Annotated in this window: 15 protein-coding genes and 1 other RNA gene; 6 read left to right on the forward strand and 10 right to left on the reverse strand. The window is 38.1% G+C overall.

What is annotated here, in order from left to right; genetic code table 11:
- Positions 1–19 precede the first annotated feature (19 nt).
- Entirely contained in the window at positions 20–1,729 is a 1,710-nt protein-coding gene (gene dnaX / locus BN986_RS00345; RefSeq protein WP_040977672.1) for a DNA polymerase III subunit gamma/tau, read from the reverse strand.
- Positions 1,730–1,997: 268 nt separating this feature from the next.
- Here dnaX and BN986_RS27575 point away from each other — a divergent pair, with 268 nt between their 5' ends.
- The gene (locus BN986_RS27575) at positions 1,998–2,087 is read left to right on the forward strand and encodes a putative holin-like toxin (protein WP_222860954.1); all 90 of its coding nucleotides are present in this window, start codon (positions 1,998–2,000) and stop codon (positions 2,085–2,087) included.
- Positions 2,088–3,122: 1,035 nt separating this feature from the next.
- Here BN986_RS27575 and BN986_RS00350 read toward each other — a convergent pair.
- From BN986_RS00350 to tadA, 4 genes are all read right to left on the reverse strand, one after another.
- Positions 3,123–4,148 (reverse strand): NADH:flavin oxidoreductase/NADH oxidase, encoded by a 1,026-nt coding sequence (locus BN986_RS00350; RefSeq protein ID WP_040977673.1) that lies wholly within the window; start codon positions 4,146–4,148, stop codon positions 3,123–3,125.
- A gap of 198 nt (positions 4,149–4,346) precedes the next feature.
- Positions 4,347–4,790, reverse strand: coding sequence for a hypothetical protein (locus BN986_RS00355; protein WP_040977674.1), 444 nt, complete (start codon positions 4,788–4,790; stop codon positions 4,347–4,349).
- Positions 4,791–4,987: 197 nt separating this feature from the next.
- Positions 4,988–5,253: signal recognition particle sRNA large type (ffs, locus tag BN986_RS26025), an RNA gene on the reverse strand.
- Between the two features lie 65 nt (positions 5,254–5,318).
- Complete coding sequence (gene tadA, locus BN986_RS00360; RefSeq protein WP_040979074.1) at positions 5,319–5,810, reverse strand: tRNA adenosine(34) deaminase TadA; 492 nt, start codon at positions 5,808–5,810, stop codon at positions 5,319–5,321.
- A gap of 103 nt (positions 5,811–5,913) precedes the next feature.
- On the opposite strand from tadA, the gene BN986_RS00365 reads away from it, so the two are divergent.
- Positions 5,914–6,441: a cysteine hydrolase family protein gene (locus tag BN986_RS00365; protein ID WP_040979075.1), complete on the forward strand. Its 528-nt coding sequence runs from the start codon at positions 5,914–5,916 to the stop codon at positions 6,439–6,441.
- 60 nt (positions 6,442–6,501) lie between these two features.
- Positions 6,502–7,794, forward strand: coding sequence for a glycoside hydrolase family 18 protein (locus BN986_RS00370; protein ID WP_040977675.1), 1,293 nt, complete (start codon positions 6,502–6,504; stop codon positions 7,792–7,794).
- Between the two features lie 47 nt (positions 7,795–7,841).
- On the opposite strand, the gene BN986_RS00375 is transcribed toward BN986_RS00370, so the two are convergent.
- The 4 genes from BN986_RS00375 to BN986_RS00390 form a co-directional block, all read right to left on the reverse strand.
- Positions 7,842–8,357, reverse strand: coding sequence for a type 1 glutamine amidotransferase domain-containing protein (locus BN986_RS00375; protein ID WP_040977676.1), 516 nt, complete (start codon positions 8,355–8,357; stop codon positions 7,842–7,844).
- A gap of 249 nt (positions 8,358–8,606) precedes the next feature.
- Positions 8,607–10,322 carry an acetate--CoA ligase gene (gene acsA, locus BN986_RS00380; protein WP_040977677.1) on the reverse strand — a complete coding sequence of 572 codons (1,716 nt, stop codon included), beginning with the start codon at positions 10,320–10,322 and terminating at the stop codon, positions 8,607–8,609.
- A 274-nt stretch (positions 10,323–10,596) separates the two neighbouring features.
- On the reverse strand, positions 10,597–11,835 hold the full coding sequence (locus tag BN986_RS00385) for a dicarboxylate/amino acid:cation symporter (protein ID WP_040977678.1): 1,239 nt from the start codon (positions 11,833–11,835) through the stop codon (positions 10,597–10,599).
- Positions 11,836–12,742: 907 nt separating this feature from the next.
- On the reverse strand, positions 12,743–12,976 hold the full coding sequence (locus tag BN986_RS00390; protein ID WP_040977679.1) for a helix-turn-helix domain-containing protein: 234 nt from the start codon (positions 12,974–12,976) through the stop codon (positions 12,743–12,745).
- A gap of 155 nt (positions 12,977–13,131) precedes the next feature.
- Here BN986_RS00390 and BN986_RS27835 point away from each other — a divergent pair, with 155 nt between their 5' ends.
- Positions 13,132–13,503 (forward strand): helix-turn-helix domain-containing protein, encoded by a 372-nt coding sequence (locus BN986_RS27835; RefSeq protein ID WP_040977680.1) that lies wholly within the window; start codon positions 13,132–13,134, stop codon positions 13,501–13,503.
- A 106-nt stretch (positions 13,504–13,609) separates the two neighbouring features.
- On the forward strand, positions 13,610–14,077 hold the full coding sequence (locus BN986_RS00400) for an ImmA/IrrE family metallo-endopeptidase (protein WP_040977682.1): 468 nt from the start codon (positions 13,610–13,612) through the stop codon (positions 14,075–14,077).
- Between the two features lie 183 nt (positions 14,078–14,260).
- Here the strand turns inward: BN986_RS00400 and BN986_RS00405 are convergent, their stop codons facing one another.
- Positions 14,261–15,178: a DMT family transporter gene (locus tag BN986_RS00405; RefSeq protein WP_040977683.1), complete on the reverse strand. Its 918-nt coding sequence runs from the start codon at positions 15,176–15,178 to the stop codon at positions 14,261–14,263.
- Positions 15,179–15,504: 326 nt separating this feature from the next.
- Between BN986_RS00405 and pflB the strand changes: the two genes are divergently transcribed.
- A complete protein-coding gene (gene pflB, locus BN986_RS00410; RefSeq protein ID WP_040977684.1) occupies positions 15,505–17,760 on the forward strand; it encodes a formate C-acetyltransferase in 2,256 nt (751 codons plus the stop codon).
- The last annotated feature ends 12 nt before the right edge of the window (positions 17,761–17,772 follow it).

Consider the following 17,772-nt stretch of genomic DNA (forward strand, 5'->3'; position numbering starts at 1 on the left):
TACCTCCTTTTAGTTTAAGTTAATCATGAATTTCTAAAAGATCATCACCAAAGAGCTTTCGAGCCTCATCTACAAGCGGATCTCCTTCTGGTTTCTTTGGTTCATCAGGTTTTTCTTGCTTTTGAATATATTCACTACGCAAATCATTCCATTCTTTCTCCGGAATTGGAATAATCGTGCGATGTTTATCTAAATTACCTAATATGGATTCTACCATTTCTCGATGGTCAAGGAATAAAGAGCAGTGAATCTCATATTTAAATGCAACAATTAGTGTATCTGCGGATGCCGCTGCAGGTTTGCTGTCCTGAATTGTAGCATGTGCAGGTGCGTTCGTTGTTTTTAATTGATTTAAGAAGTTTGCCCATTGTGCATGAACATCTTTCAGCTCTTTTTTCTCTGCCTTCCCTAGTGTATCACGAATCCGATCAAATGGAATCTTATATGTGTTTCGTGTATTTCTAGAATTAGGACGGCGTCTTTCAGGTGCAGAAGCTGAACCTCCAACCTCCTGCTGCTGCGGCGGAGCTTCTTTTAATTTCGCTATATCGCGCTCCATCGCCTGCAATTTCTGCTGAAGCTGCCCGACAACAGCTGACTGTTCCACTGCTTCTGACTGGATTTGCCCCGGTGCTTGCGTTTTTCCAAATTGATCTGTAATGGATAACAGCGCCACCTCAATAAAAATTTTCGGACTGTTGGACCATTTCATTTCCTGCTGGCATTGATTCAGTTCTATAATCGCATGCTGGATCCAACTATTTTCAACCTGTTCAGACAATGCTTCAAAAGCTTCATTTGCTACAGCCCGCTCTAATAAGTTACCCAATCCTGGCGAACTTTTATATAAAAGTAAATCACGCATAAAGTAGATTAGATCCTGCACAAACTTCCCTGGATCTTTTCCTGTTTGAATCATCTGGGCCAATCCATTAAGCACTGTCTGTACGTCCTGCCCAATCATTGCACGAACAATCTCCGTAAGGACCTCTTGAGATACCCCGCCGGTTACGGCAAGCACATCTTCTAACTCCACCTGTTCCTCACTATAGGAAATAGCCTGATCTAAAATACTCAAAGCATCACGCATACCGCCTTCTGCTGCTAATGCTACAGACTCTAAAGCTTCCTCTGTAACAGAAACATCCTCTGCATGCATAATTTTCTGCATTCTATCCACAATGGCCTGGTTGGAGATCGGTTTAAAATCAAAACGCTGACAACGGGAGATAATCGTTAATGGTATTTTATGCGGTTCTGTCGTTGCAAGGATAAATACCACATGCTTCGGCGGCTCTTCCAATGTTTTCAAGAGCGCATTAAATGCATTGACAGATATCATATGCACCTCATCAATAATATACACTTTATAAGGCACAGCGCTTGGCGCATATTTTACTTTATCGCGGATATCACGGATATCATCAACACTTGTATTCGATGCTGCATCAATTTCAATGACATCAGAAATAGAACCATCCTGAATTCCCCGGCATGCCGCACACTCATTGCACGGTTCATTGACGGGTGCATGCTCACAATTGATCGTTTGCGCAAAAATCTTTGCAGCACTTGTTTTCCCTGTTCCTCTTGGGCCAGAGAATAGATAAGCATGCGAGAATTTATCTTGGGTAATGGCATTTTGTAACGTTCTCGTGATATGCTGCTGTCCTACAACATCTTCAAATGTTCTTGGTCGCCAGACGCGGTATAAAGCTTGATAACTCATGATTTCGATTCCCCTTATTTGTCTCGTTTCTATTATACCCGATTAGAGGGTTGAATGAAAACCTTGGAATAGATTATCTGGAAGTAATTTATGCATGCAGATAATTATTAAAGAAATTAATTTTTATAAAATTTATTAAGGGATAATAAAGATCTACAACGAAAATATAGAACTAATGTTCCTATTGTGGTATAATACCTATAAATACGCACAGTGAAAAGTTTAACAACGGAAGGTACCATCTCCTATAGGAAAGGAGGTGATGCCTATGGCTACTTTTGAAGCCCTTTCTCTGATGATTAGTTTTGGCTTGCTTATTATAGCCATTCTTTCGTTTCACGATAAAGACCAAAAGTAAAACCACCCTTCGCTTGCCGGCAAATAGGGTGGCTTCGTCACTTTAAAGCAGCCTTCCCTCTCTAAGAGAGAAGTAACTGTGTGTATGATTAGGGGAGTATGCTTTAGCATACTGCCCCTTCTTATATGATATGCTTTTCAACAAAATTATATCACATACCTTGTTTCTAGTACAATTTTACTTATTAAAAGATTAAATGAAGTTCCAGCTGTTATCCGCTAGTTCTTTTGCTAATTAAAATATATATTTTATTTCATCATTACTCAACTTTTGCACCTAAAAATAAGCATATATATCTTGCTATTTCAGGAAGAACATATTCTCCATTACCATGCAGCATGAAAAATAAGTTCTATTTGATCAAACATCTATTGGGTGAGTTGTTTTCCACGTATAGAACACTTACTAGCGGAGGCGGACCGTTTTGACTCCTGAGGGATCAGCACCATCTGAAGATCCACTTTTGCCAAGCGTTCTTGTTGGCAAAAGTTAGCTGAAGAGCGTGCCCCTAGGCAGACTAAAGTCGCAACGTCCTGGGGTTGGGGCTGCGATTACTCGCCCCATCGAAGAGCTTTTGCGATTACTCGCCCCACCGAAGAGCTTTTGCGGTTACTCGCCCCTTCGAAAACATTTGTACGTCGGAAAGCAAAACGGTCCGCCGCAGCGGTGCTTTACACTTCACCTTCTATTCATTATTTAGGGAGTCATCAAAGGAACGATCAACTCCCGTTTCTATGGAAATGAAGTTACTTTTAATATACGAAAGTTGACTTCATTATATGGATGTTCATATAGCTTATGTTCATCAATAACAAATCAACCGTTGATAAATGACTTAAGGTCGCAATATGATAAGGAAAAGTAAGTGGATGAATCATTAAAAAATGGAATATACACTACGATTAAAATAAACTTAGAAAAACAATGTGATAATGAAGTTATAGCTTCATTATCACATTGTTTTTCTATACGTGGCAGATTCATTTTTATTTATAGTACCTTATTTGACTTTAAAACAAGCAAATCATGATATGTTCACTTCCTCGGATAAGCCCGCTTATATTGCCTTGCCGGTTCCATGGTATCTCCAAGCTGTTCACTTGCCCGAATTGCCCAATAAGGATTTTTTAACATCCCGCGGCCGATAGCAATTAAATCCGCATCTCCATTTCCAATAACAGATTCTGCTAGTTCAGGGTCTTCTAAGATTCCTACAGCAATGATGGGCATATCCAGTTCTTCTTTATATCTGCGTGCAAAAGGAATCTGATATCCGGGGTTGGTTGCTGGTTTTTGTTTTCCAGGAGGTGCTTCTCCCCCACTGGAAATATGGAACATATCGATACCAGCTGCTTTGTATTTTTTGGCTATTTCTAATGAATGATCTATATCGTAGCCGCCATCCATATATTCAACAGCTGAAATCCGCATTAACAATGGCATATCCTCAGGAATGACATCTTTAACCGCTCGGATAATTTGTACCCCAAAGAAGGATAACTCTTGATATTCATCCTCTCGCTGGTTGATTAGCGGAGAATGGAATTGATGAATCAAGTAGCCATGTGCTCCATGTATTTCAATCGTATCGAATCCAGCTTCAACTGCCCGTTTTGCTGCATCCTGAAATTGTTGAATCGTATCCCTGACTTCTTCTGTAGTTAAGGCGCGGGGCATTTTACTGTCTTCCGTAACAGGGATTGCCGATGGGGCAACTGGCGGGTTCGCATCTTCCGCCTTTCTGCCGGCATGCGCAATTTGAATACCTATTTTAGCACCTTGCCGGTGAACAGCATCAACCATTTTTTTATAGGCTGGAATTTGTTCGTCTGACCAGAGACCAAGATCATTATCGGTAATACGCCCATCCGGGTCTACATCTGTCATCTCAACTAAGATTAAACCAGTACCGCCCACTGCACGTGATGTGTAATGAACAAAATGCCAGTCATTTGGAATCCCGTCCTTAGCATCAACGGAATATTGACACATTGGAGCCATAACAACTTTATTTTTTAAGGTTAAATTTTTTAATGTAAAAGGTTGTGTTAATTGAGCCATTTTCGCACCTCACTTATAAATTTCGAAGTAATTCATAGCATATGCTTTCTTATTATTTCGTGCAAATAATCTGTTTATCATGGTAATGAAGCTTTTCAACCTGTACAACCAAAAACGAATGGGAAGAATTACAATAATCTAGGATAGAGGAAAAATAAGCCATTCGCTTGCAAAAGCTTATTTTAATACACATTACATCTAATTTTTTAGTCTATCTATTCCCCAAAATACGGTACTTGGGTAAAAACTGATTAGTATAAAAGCTCCAATATCATAATTATTCGTCATAACAGGACTAAATCCAGAACCAGTAATAAAGCTGATAAACCATATAACTGCAAATCCGGAAAAAAGATATAAAAGAAACCTGACAGTTTCTTTAACTTTAGAATTCTTTAATTTACATACTATCTTGTCAATAAATATGGACACTGTAATTCCTATTATAAAAACAACAGGGCCAACGTATACGATAATAATAAGGAATGCAAATAACATTATATTCTTTAAATATTCCAATAAGTTTGTATCGGCAGATTCCGTTGAATAAGCATAGAGCATAAATACAAACGCACAATTAATTGTTGTTATTATTGCAGGCAACCATTTCTTACGTAATATGGTTTTTATTTTTTCAGACATCCGGCATCTCCTCATTCTCTTTTTCATATAGTGAAAATTATCCTGAGGTAAACGCTGTAGCAAGATTGATTTCAGCTGCAAAAAATCAGTCTAAACAAATCCATTCACAAATGGAATAACAAATACCTTCAAGCAAAATCCTATAATTAGAGATAAAAAAAAGAACTGCATTCACAGTTCTTTTTCTTTCATATGTAACGTGCACCTGCTTTCGATGGAATGACCATATGCGCTACATAAGTTCATGGCTCAGCCCAGGTTTCCCTGCGGCACACAAGAATAACCACTTACTGCTGCTTCCTTCCGGACCTGACAGGGTTCATGGGTTCCTGTTGCGCAGGACCCGAACGTCAACACCAATCCCTTATGTCAGACCATACAGTCATCCCACCTGGAGCAGGAATTCGGCCTCGCTATAGCGGATTGCGAGTACAGGGCACCGCTACCTCCCCGCTTAGCACGTAATTAATATTATAGCTTCCATGTCCTAAAAATGCAATGAAAAATGTATCTTTTTCGATACACGCTCTATTCTTCAGCTTCAGAATCCAAGTCATTCTTTTTCTGCCGCAGCTCTTTAAAAAAATTCTTTAAAACCGTACTGCATTGTGGCTCAAGCACACCAGATTTCACTTCGACCTGATGGTTAAACCGCGGCTCTTCTAATAAATTCATTAAGGTTCCAGCGCATCCGGCCTTTGGATCACTAGCCCCGTAGACCACACGTTTAACCCTTGATTGTACAATTGCTCCGGCGCACATGGGACACGGCTCCAATGTAACATACAAGGTGCAATCCTCTAACCGCCAGCTGCCCACCTTTTGATTTGCATCTTGAATAGCAAGTAGTTCTGCATGAGTTAACGTCGTCTGCATGGATTCACGTAAATTAAAACCTCTGCCGATAATTTCTCCATCCTTCACGACCACTGCACCAATGGGAACTTCATTTAGGATCCACGCCCTGCGTGCCTCCTGCAGAGCAGCTGCCATATACTTTTCATCTTGACTTACAGACATTTCTTCTATCATTTTTATCACATCACTTTATTCTCGTTTTAATAATTGTTTAGCGGGAATACTATATAAACCTAGTTCTTTAAAAAAGGAGAAGCTCATGAATATAACAGCAGAGAATACAGCACTTGTATTTATCGACTTAATCAATGATTTTAAATTTGACGGCGGCGACAATCTTCTTGCAAATACAGAAGATATTCTTCCAAATTTAATAAATCTGCGCCATTTTGCCAAAGAAAAATCGATACCCATTATCTACGTTAACGATCATTATGGTTTATGGCAAGCAGATTTCCGGGAAATTATCAAATATTGTAAAAACGAAAAGAGTGCAAACATCATTGATAAAATCAAACCGGATGATGACGATTATTTCCTAATTAAACCACAACACTCCGCCTTTTTTCAAGCTCCCTTACACGCTCTTTTAACAGATTTAAAACGAACGCATCTCATTTTAGCAGGAATTGCTGGTGATATTTGCATTCTGTTTACAGCAAAGGACGCCTATATGTACAAATTCAGCCTTTCCATTCCTAAAAACTGTCTCGCTTCCGAGGGAGTGGATAATAATAACTATGCCCTTTACCTGATGGAATCGGTCATGGATGCAGATATTACAGCAATTTAGCATATAACTTTCTCCCTCTTCATATAGTGAGTAAGAAGCACTCTGAAGGGGGTTATTATTTTGCAAATATACGTTGTTGAACAAGGGAATACGCTCGAGCAAATTGCAGATACATACGGTTCCTCCGTTCAAGATATTATCAATGCCAACGAATTAAATGCACCAGACCAATTAGTTATCGGGCAGGCACTTGTTATTCCCATTGTCGGCGAGTTTTACTTTGTACAGTCTGGTGATACGCTTTCTTCCGTTGCTGCCCAATTTAACATCCCTGTGGAGGAATTAGCAACGGTTAACGGATTAAATGCCAACCAGATTATTTATCCCGGACTTCGCCTTTATATCCCACCCGCTCCAAAAGAACCGATCACTTCCAATGCGTATGTCGAACCAATGGGAGAGGAGGTTTCCCAGACATTAGAAACAGCAGCAAGCACGTATTCGCCTTTTTTAACGTATCTCACCTTATTTAGTTATCGCGCTAATCGGGATGGGACACTGACAGCTCCGCCAACAGGGAATCTTATCACCTCTGCACAGGAAAACAATGCCTCCATTGCGATGGCTATTACCAATTTAGAAGAAGGGGCATTCAGCTCAGAGGTCGGTCATATTATCTTAACAGTGCAGGCTGTCCAAAACCGGTTATTAGATGAAATTATTAATATCGCAACAGAACAAGGATTTCGTGATGTACACTTTGATTTTGAATTTCTTCCGTCAGAAGATAGAGAGGCTTATAATAGCTTTCTGCGTACAGCAAAAGACCGTCTTTCCCAAGCAGGACTGCTGATTTCAACAGCCCTTGCGCCAAAAACAAGCGCAGAGCAGGCAGGGCAATGGTATGAGGCACATGATTACCGGGCCCATGGAGAGATTGTTGATTTTGTAGTGTTGATGACTTATGAATGGGGCTACAGTTACGGTCCGCCGATGGCTGTCTCTCCTCTCAATGCCGTCCGCGATGTGGTGGAATATGCTGTCTCCGAAATTCCATCAGAGAAAATTTTACTCGGTCAAAATTTATATGGATATGATTGGACCCTTCCTTTTGTAGAAGGAGGAGAAGCTGCGCGGGCTATCAGTCCGCAGCAGGCCGTTCAAATCGCCTGGGAAAATAATGCAGCAATTCAATACGATTCCACGGCCCAAGCGCCCTATTTTATGTATGCAGATGACTCCGGACAAGAGCATGAGGTTTGGTTTGAGGATGCCCGTTCCATTCAGGCAAAATTTGATTTAATTCGTGAGTTTCAGCTTTTAGGTATTTCTTATTGGAAATTAGGGCTGGCTTTCCCACAAAATTGGCTGCTTTTAAATAACGAATTTGATATTCGAAAATTAGATGGATAATAAAAAGAGCGCTCCAAATTTTAGGAGCACTCTTTTTCTATTATTAATTAACCAAGTACCTTCACAGATTCACGATTAAATGCTGGAAGATCATCCGGTGTACGACTTGTTACTAATTGATTTTGGCAAACAACGACTTCTTCATCTTTGAATTTCGCGCCTGCGTTTACAAGGTCTACTTGAATGGATTTAAATCCTGTTGCTCCACGGCCATCCAATGTTTTTGCATTAATAAGAAGCTGCGGTCCATGACAAATTGCCATTACCGGCTTTTTCTCATCCATAAAGTGTTTTGCAAATGCTACAAAACGGTCATCTGCACGTAATATATCTGGAGAGAAACCACCAGGAATAAATAAAGCATCAAAATCTTCTGGTTTTACATCATCAATACCTTTATCGATAGTTACGTTGGTATCTTCTGATTTGCCTTTTACTGTATCTCCTTGTTTATTTCCAATGGTAACCAGCTCATGTCCAGCTTCTTCCAATGCTTTTTTAGGGCTTGTAAATTCTACATCCTCAAATAAGTCTGTGATGACTGTTGCAATTTTTTTACCCATGAATTATTCACTCCTTTAATATTGGTTACATCCTATATCTTCCCAAATAGAATTTATTTAAAACATATGAATTTATATTCCTTTCCAATATTCCCGAACGATACTTTTTTGTATGAATCCATATCCACACATTCTTTTATTCTTATTTGCACACAAAAATAGTGGCTTTTCATCTGTATGGATAGGTGAAAAGCCACTATATGCACATTTAATTTAAAGTATTTTCTGTCCTATTTAAAATAAGTAACATTATTCCTCTAATGTCGAAGTATCTCCTGTCGGCAGCCCTAATTCCCATGATTTTAACAGACGGCGCATGATTTTACCGCTCCGTGTCTTAGGAATAGAGTCTTTTACTTCAATTTCTCTTGGAGCTGCGTGTGCACTTAATTCCTGTTTAACAAATCGGCGAACTTCTTCTAACAGCTCATCACTTTTTTCATAGCCTGGATTTAAAGTAATAAACGCTTTAATAATTTCCCCGCGCTCAGGGTCCGGCTTCCCAATCACACCAGCCTCTGCAACAGCCTCATGCTCAATCAGCTTACTTTCTACTTCAAATGGTCCAACGCGCTCCCCAGATGTATTAATAACATCATCCAGGCGGCCCTGGAACCAAAAATAGCCATCTTCATCCCGATAGGCACTATCGCCCGATACATACCATCCGTTAATAAAATAACTTTCATACTTTCCTTTATTATTCCAAACCTCACGCATCATAGATGGCCAACCAGCTTTAATTGCTAAATTTCCCATTTGATTCGGAGGAATTTCATTACCTTCATTATCAACAATCGATGCCTCTACTCCAGGAATCGGTTTCCCCATCGAACCTGGTCTTATTTCCAGTGACGGGATGTTTACAATAACTTGTGCGCCTGTCTCCGTCATCCACCACGTATCATGAATACGCAGGTCAAATGCCTTCAGCCCCCAAGTAATAACTTCTGGGTTTAATGGCTCTCCAACACTCAAAATATGTCGTAGAGATGATAAATCATATTCTCTAACTTTTTCCTCTCCGTGACTTACAAGCATTCGTAAAGCTGTTGGTGCAGTGTACCATACAGTAACATTATTATCTTGTATTGTTTTGTACCAATCATCTGGAGAAAAACGCCCACCACGGATTACATTGGTCACACCATGCAGCCAAGGTGCAAAAATACCATAGCTCGTTCCTGTTACCCAGCCTGGGTCAGCTGTACACCAATAAATATCACCATCTTTTAAGTCTAACACCCACTCCCCGGTTGCATAATGTTGGATCATTGCGTTATGCACATGCAAAATACCTTTTGGTTTTCCAGTTGAGCCAGATGTATAGTGAAGCAGCATGCCGTCTTCTCTATCTACCCAAACAGTATCAAAATCATTGGACGCGATTTTCATTTCTGAATGAAAATCGATATACTGATCTCCCTGTTCCTCATGCTCACCTACTAAAATAATTTTTTCTAAATTCGGCAGCCGATCTTGAGGGATACGATAGAGTAAATCAGGTGTTGTGATTAAAACTCGCGCCTCACTATTTTCTAAACGATCTCCAACAGCTTGCTCCATAAACGCCTCAAACAGTGGCCCTGCAATGGCACCAATTTTTAAAATACCAAAAAATGCTTGATAGAACTCAGGACTTCTTGGCATAAAAAGAAAAACACGGTCTCCTTTTTGTACATCATATTTCTTCAGCACGTTTGCAAATTGATTGCTTTGCAAACGGAGTTCATCAAAAGTTATTTTTTGTTCACGGTCTGGATCAGAATATAGTAATGCAATCCTATCCTTTGTATTAGGATTATCCGCATGTTTATCAATTGCTTCATATGCCATGTTCACTTTTCCTGTTTCATGCCAGGAAAAGTTCTTTTCTACCTCTTCCCAAGAAAAAGTCTTTCGAAAATCCTCGTAGTTTTTTAAATTATGATTCCCTTCACGTGCCGGTATTGCTTGCATATCCATCAAATCACCTCATTCATCTTAATTGGAAACGATTACAAATAGAATTAAAAAAAGGATTAAAATATTTTGTTAACTATGTCTATTTTAGAACATTCTGTGACATTTTTAAAGAGTTTGTTTCTAAATTTACAAAATAAAGGAGATATTTCTGTGATGGATACCAGATAAGCTATGGTTTACGGCTATTTATCAGGATAGAAAAATCCGAACCCATTATCAATATTCTCTCTTTAGAATTCAAATGAGTTCGGATTTCACTTAGTAAAAATTTAGTTTATGCATTCTTTGCTTTTTTCTCTTTCCGTGTTTCCCGCTCAGATATAATATACGCACAAGCAGCATCTCCGGAAATATTTAAAGATGTTCTTAGCATATCAAGGATACGGTCAATACCAATGATCAATGCAATTCCTTCGACAGGAAGTCCTACTTGGCCAAGCACCATAGCCAGCATCACCAGTCCGACGCCAGGTACGCCTGCTGTACCAACACTTGCTAATGTGGCGATAAGAACAACCATTAATAAATCCGTAAAGGTCAGCGGAATATCATACACTTGAGAAATAAATACTGTTGCAACAGCCTGCATAATCGCCGTACCATCCATATTAATGGTCGCACCGAGCGGCTGCACAAAACTGCTGACAGCTTTCTTTACACCTAGTTTTTCTTGAGCTGTCTTCATTGCTACAGGAAGTGCCGCATTAGAACTGGATGTACTAAAACCAACTACCATTGCCGGGAAGAATACTTTAAAAAATGTAATTGGATTCCCGCGTCCGATCAACCAGATAGCAAGAGAATAGATAATAAGCGCATGAAGCAGCAATCCTGCAATTACTGTTAACATATAACTCAGCATGGAGCCGAGCGCATTTAGACCAGCATCGCCAATTGCAGAGGCGATTAATGCAAACGCACCATAAGGAGCAAATCGCATAATCACTGTGATCAGCCAATTTAAGATTTCACTTGCCTGCTCAAATAAATTATATATTCCTTTTGTTTTATCACTTAAAAATGCCAAACCAACTCCAATAAAGATAGCAAACGCAATAATCTGCAGCATTTCTCCAGATGCCAATGCTTCAATTGGATTTTCAGGAATAATATTAATCAATGTATCCATAATTGGTGGTGCTTCCTCTGCACTGTATTCTGCATTTGATGTATCAAAAATCCCTGTTGACCCTGGCTGAATCAAATAACCCAGCCCTAGCCCTAAGCTGATTGCAATTGCCGTCGTAGTTAAGAAAAAGCCAACCGCAAAAACACCGATTTTCCCTAATTTTTTCGGGTCCCCGAGTCCTGCTGTTCCTAATACAATAGATACAAATACAAGCGGAACTACTAACATCATAATAAGATTAATAAATATTTGACCAATTGGGTCTAATACATATTTATCGAGAGGTCCAAAAAAACTTTCTGGAGCAAATGTCAGAGCAATACCAGCAGCTGCACCAGCAATCAAAGCTATTAATATTCTTCTCGTTAATTTTTTAGAATCCATATACCTTCTTCCTTTCACTATGTTTGTGGGGTTAAAAAATATCCATCTGAAAATAAAAAATTAATAGAGATTTCTACGCTAATATTTTCACCTTACTCTTAGGCTAATCAGTCTTAACTCTTGATAAATTCTTAATTTCCATTGGATATAAACATAGATTTATTGGATTTGTCTTTCTTTGGCAGGTAATAAAGTATAACCTTTCTTACTGCTTACGTGCAACTAAAGTTATCACTGAAAGGCTTAGTGATAATCAAGTTTTCTAGTAGTTGAGGCGACTACATTTTACAGGGATTATTTCTAAATTGTAGAGTGAGCAAGATAAATTTTACCATAAATGCAAGGTATTTGAATAGATTTTTTTAAAATATTACATTATATTCCATATAACTTAAAGATTTTACAGACTATACCCTGATTTTTATTTATTAAAACGCTACTTCTTTATAAAGCAAAGAACAAAAGCGCAGAGCGCCTGTTTAAAAACGTAGAGATTGCGCCCCCGGTTTTTGGGGGTGGTTCGACTTTAGTCGAACTTCCTTTATTCTTGAGATAAAGGAAACACGGTGAGGTGACGAACCGATGTTGACTTATCGTAGGGCGCGTCGTGAAATCTCCTAGTTTTTGGCGCTCGGAGCTGGACGTGGCTGTTTTACTATAAATAGTTATCCACAAGGCAATAATTCTATAATTTCCTATGCAATAAAAAAACTACCTCCTTTAAAAATGAGGAGATAGAACGTAAAATTAGTTATTTTACCAGGATAATATTTTTTTACCGAGAGATTTTTCTATGAGGAAATAGTTAAGTGGTGCTCTTCATAATAGTAATAATATTATTTAAGCTCTTTGAGGTATTGTTTTATCTAGGTTGTATAAAATCTCTTAACCTTTTTATTTTGTTATTTTATAAAAGCTCTTTGCATTTGTTTAATGCATCATTTAACTCCTTATCAAATAACATCTTCACATCAATTTCTAATGCAGCTGCTATTTTTTCCAAGGTATCTACATCTATTTTTGTCTTCCCTTTTGAAATATTTGTATACCAGGCAGGAGTCTTGGAGCATTTTTTTGCAATTTGTGTTTTTGTTATTTGTTTTTGCTGTCTAATAAATTCAACTTTCTCATGAATTTCCACTAAATCACTCCATCCATCTTTTGGTTTTTTCTACTTAAATTATAATTAAGCGTTTTGCATAAGTCAATATATTAATACATTAAAATTTGCATTTCGCTTAAAAATAATATTGTTTTTATTAAAAATGGTATTATCTCTATATTGAGGTGGATACTATGAAAATTCTTTCCCAAAGATTAAGAGAAGCACGAGAAAAAGCTGGGTTAAAACAAATTGAAGCGTCGAAGCTTCTTGGTATTTCAAATGGTACTTTATCTGGGTATGAAAGAGAATATCGTGACCCTGATACGGACACTTTACATAAAATGGCTGAGTTATATGGTGTTTCCGTGGATTGGCTGTTAGGCAAGTCTATGTCTCCCTCAACAAAAGATACTTCTCCACCTGAGCCAATGTCGGAACAAGATACGTTAATGTTCCGTAATTGGAAACGTATGACAGAGGAAGAAAAACAAGAGGCGTTAAATGTGATACAATATATTCTATATAGAAAGAAATCCAATAACGGAAATACTGATCAAAAATAATAATATTCAATTTGTTAATGATGAATATAAAAACAGGTGTACTTGCTGCACCTTATTTTTAGCACTTCAAACAGAACTTACATTCTTAATAAAGGAGGAGAATCTGGTGAGTTATTTGGAGGTAGAAAAGTTTGTCGAAGCCTTGTATAAGCGGTTGAATATCCAAAATCCTGAGGAACTTTCCATTTCGACTATAGCAGAAGCTTTAAAAATTGAAATAATTTATTCTGAGACTATTAGCATGCGAATAGATAACTTTATTGTACTTCCACACTCGTCCGATCAAAATATATGGCAAAACTTTGGACATGAATTAGGCCACTATTTTTTCCATGAAGGAGATCAGCGTTTTATGCATTCTCTTTTTATTGACTTACAAGAAAATCAAGCCAATCATTTTGCATATCATTTCTGTATTCCAACGTTTATGCTTCACCAGCTTCAAATTGAAAATGTATACGATATTGTACAGCATTTTCCAGTTGAATTTCCCTTTGCACTTCATAGACTGGAAATGTATCGAAATAAACACATTACCCTATATGAAAAACCTGCTTTCTACCTGGCAGGTTAAATGTTAAAAAATTTGTTTATCCTTAAAATAAAAGATAGATTAGACATCCTAGGTTAAAGTCGACATATCCTTGTCATTTAACAGCACAAGGATATGTCGACTTTAACCTGCATCCACACAACATAATGATTTTTGGTGGGAGTTTATTAGCTTGCTATTTTTCATTTGATAACTTGTTGAGCACTAAAAGAAATTTAATAACGCAATACCACTAATAATCAGAACAACAGCAATTATTCTTCTTTGATCAATCGGATATTTTGGCAAGTTAAACATACCAAAATGGTCAATTATCAGTCCCATGACAATTTGCCCCAAAATCGTGGACATCATGGTTAGGGTTACGCCCAGGTAAGGCATTAAGCTGATATTAGATGCAATATATGCCGCACCAAGTAAACCACCAGCAAAATGCCACGTTTTTAATTTAAATTCTCCAACATGAAACGTTAGCTTAATTCCCTTATTAATCACCATTGCCAAAATAAATAACACGATGGTACCTACTAAAAATGATATAAAAGCGGCATAAATAAAAGAATTTACTTCATATCGTAATCCACTGTTGATCGCTGTTTGCATTGGCGGCATCATTCCTGTACCTAATCCGAGCAATATCCAAAGACGAGAATGTCCTTTTGCAACATTGCCCTTCTTTTTGGCATTCATATATATAATTCCAGCAATTAAAAGAAGTACACCAACAAGATGCATCATATGTAATTCTTTTACATCTGCATCAAACCAACCAAATGTATCGATTAAAATACCAATGATCATTTGTCCGGTAACCGCAGCAATTACAGTCAATGCTGCACCAATTCGAGGTAATAAAATAATATTTCCTGTAAGAAAAATAACGCCGAGAATACCACCCGCAAACCAAACATAGGAGAATGATTGTGATGCAAAAAACGATAGTGTAAATTTGCCAGGATCCATTATAAAATTGATGATAAATAAAATGATACTCCCTGATAAAAAGGAGTAAAAGGATGTCCGCAAAACAGCTTTTGTAAATAAAGTAAGCCGATTATTTACGGCCGTCTGCATAGGTATCATCATTCCTGCAATTATTCCTAGGATAATTAATATATACAAAAAAGAAACCTTCCTTCTTAGAAAAACTTGTATTTACCCGTTCTTCTCTGATACAGGGATACTAGTAGTTGGAACTATTCATCCTTCAACTTTTCATTCTTTCTGAAGTATAAAAAGGATATTTACATTTTTACAATATATTTATTTTAAGCAAAGATATGAGAGAAAACAATATTCCTGCTTCCCCTTGCAAATTTAAAATTTGAACATTATAAGAACTTTCTATATTTGTGAAGTATTTCACTTGTTTTATTTTTTGAAAACGTTATAATAAAAGTAGATATAATTGTGAATTTATTCACAATTATTAAAAGGAGGTTTTTGTTATGAAAGTAGCAGATGAAATGGTGAAAAAAGTTCCTTGGGATGGCTTTGTTGAAGGTAATTGGCAAAAAGAAATTGATGTTCGTGATTTTATTTTACAAAATTATCATTTATATGAAGGAAATGAATCCTTCTTAACAGGTGCAACCCAAGCAACAAAAGACCTGTGGGATCAAGTCATGCAATTGACCAAAGAAGAACGGGAAAATGGCGGCGTATATGATTTAGATACAAAAATCGTATCCACAATTACCTCTCATGGCGCTGGTTATTTAAATAAGCCGTTGGAAAAAATCGTCGGCGTGCAGACAGATGCGCCTTTTAAACGTGCTTTAATGCCATTTGGAGGTATCCGTATGGCAGTTGCCGCTGCAGAATCCTATGGCTACAAAGTGGATGATGACGTTGTCCATACCTTTACAGAACACCGTAAAACGCACAATCAAGGCGTCTTTGATGCCTATACCCCCGAAATCTTAAAAGCAAGAAAAGCAGGAATTATCACCGGGCTTCCAGATGCATACGGCCGTGGGCGTATTATTGGAGATTATCGCCGGGTTGCGCTATATGGGGTAGATCGTTTAATTGAAGAAAAGAAAAAAGACCTGCAATTGATTGGTAACGGAACGATGACGGAAGATATTATTCGTGAACGTGAAGAAACATCAGAACAGATTCGTTCCTTAGAGGACTTGAAGAAGCTCGGAGAAAAATATGAATTTGATATTTCAAAACCGGCAACAACTGCTCAGGAAGCGTTCCAATGGCTCTATTTAGCATATTTAGCAGCGATTAAAGAACAAAATGGAGCTGCTATGAGCCTTGGCCGTGTTTCTACATTCTTAGATATTTATATAGAGAGAGATATTGAAAATGGGGTTATGACAGAGGAAGAAGCGCAAGAACTTGTCGATCATTTTGTGATGAAGCTGCGTCTCGTTAAATTCGCAAGAACACCAGATTATAACGAATTATTTAGCGGAGATCCAACTTGGGTAACAGAATCATTGGCAGGAATAGCGGAAGATGGTCGACCGCTTGTCACAAAGAGCTCTTACCGTTTTCTGCACACATTAGATAACTTAGGACCGGCACCAGAGCCAAACTTAACGGTACTTTGGTCCACCAAATTGCCGGAAAACTATAAAAAATATTGTGCGAAGATGTCTATTAAATCCAGCTCTATTCAATATGAAAATGATGATATTATGCGCCCGATTTATGGTGATGACTATGGAATTGCCTGCTGTGTATCAGCAATGCGCATTGGTAAACAAATGCAATTCTTCGGTGCACGCGCAAACCTGGCAAAAGCACTTCTGTATGCGGTCAATGGCGGCGTGGATGAAAATCTAAAAATGCAGATAGCTCCAAACTATGCACCGATCACATCAGAATATCTGGATTACGACGAAGTGATGGAGAAATATGATAATCTCTTAGATTGGTTATCTGGCTTATACGTCAACGCATTAAACATTATCCATTATATGCATGATAAATACAGCTACGAACGTTTGGAAATGGCCCTGCATGACCGTGACGTATTACGTACCATGGCTTGTGGTGTGGCAGGACTATCTGTTATTGTCGATTCCTTAAGCGCCATTAAATATGCGAAGGTAAGAACGATTCGTGATGAAGACGGACTTGTCGTTGATTATGAAATAGAAGGCGACTATCCGAAATACGGCAATAATGATGATCGTGCCGATGAGATTGCTGTGAATCTAGTAAAAGGCTTTATGAATAAGATCAAGAAACACCATATGTATCGTGATGCCGTACCAACACAGTCTATCTTGACGATTACTTCCAATGTGGTTTACGGGAAGAAAACAGGAAATACACCAGATGGACGAAAAGCTGGAGAACCTTTTGCACCGGGAGCAAATCCACTGCATGGACGCGATAAAAATGGCTCATTAGCTTCTTTAAGCTCTGTTGCAAAATTGCCTTATAAATACGCACTGGATGGTATCTCCAATACCTTCTCTATCGTACCAAAAGCATTAGGAAAAGATGAAGAGACAAGAACAGCAAACTTAGCCGGTATACTAGATGGCTACGCAGCTAAAAAAGGGCATCATTTAAACATCAACGTATTTGACCGGGAAACCTTATTAGATGCGATGAAGCATCCAGAAGAATACCCGCAGCTGACCATCCGGGTCTCTGGATATGCAGTAAACTTTATTAAGCTGACAAGAGAGCAGCAAATTGATGTAATTAATCGGACATTCCATGAAAGCCTGTAAGAAATTTAATAG

This window comes from Oceanobacillus jeddahensis (genome assembly GCF_000750635.1).
Lineage (GTDB): Bacteria > Bacillota > Bacilli > Bacillales > Amphibacillaceae > Oceanobacillus > Oceanobacillus jeddahense.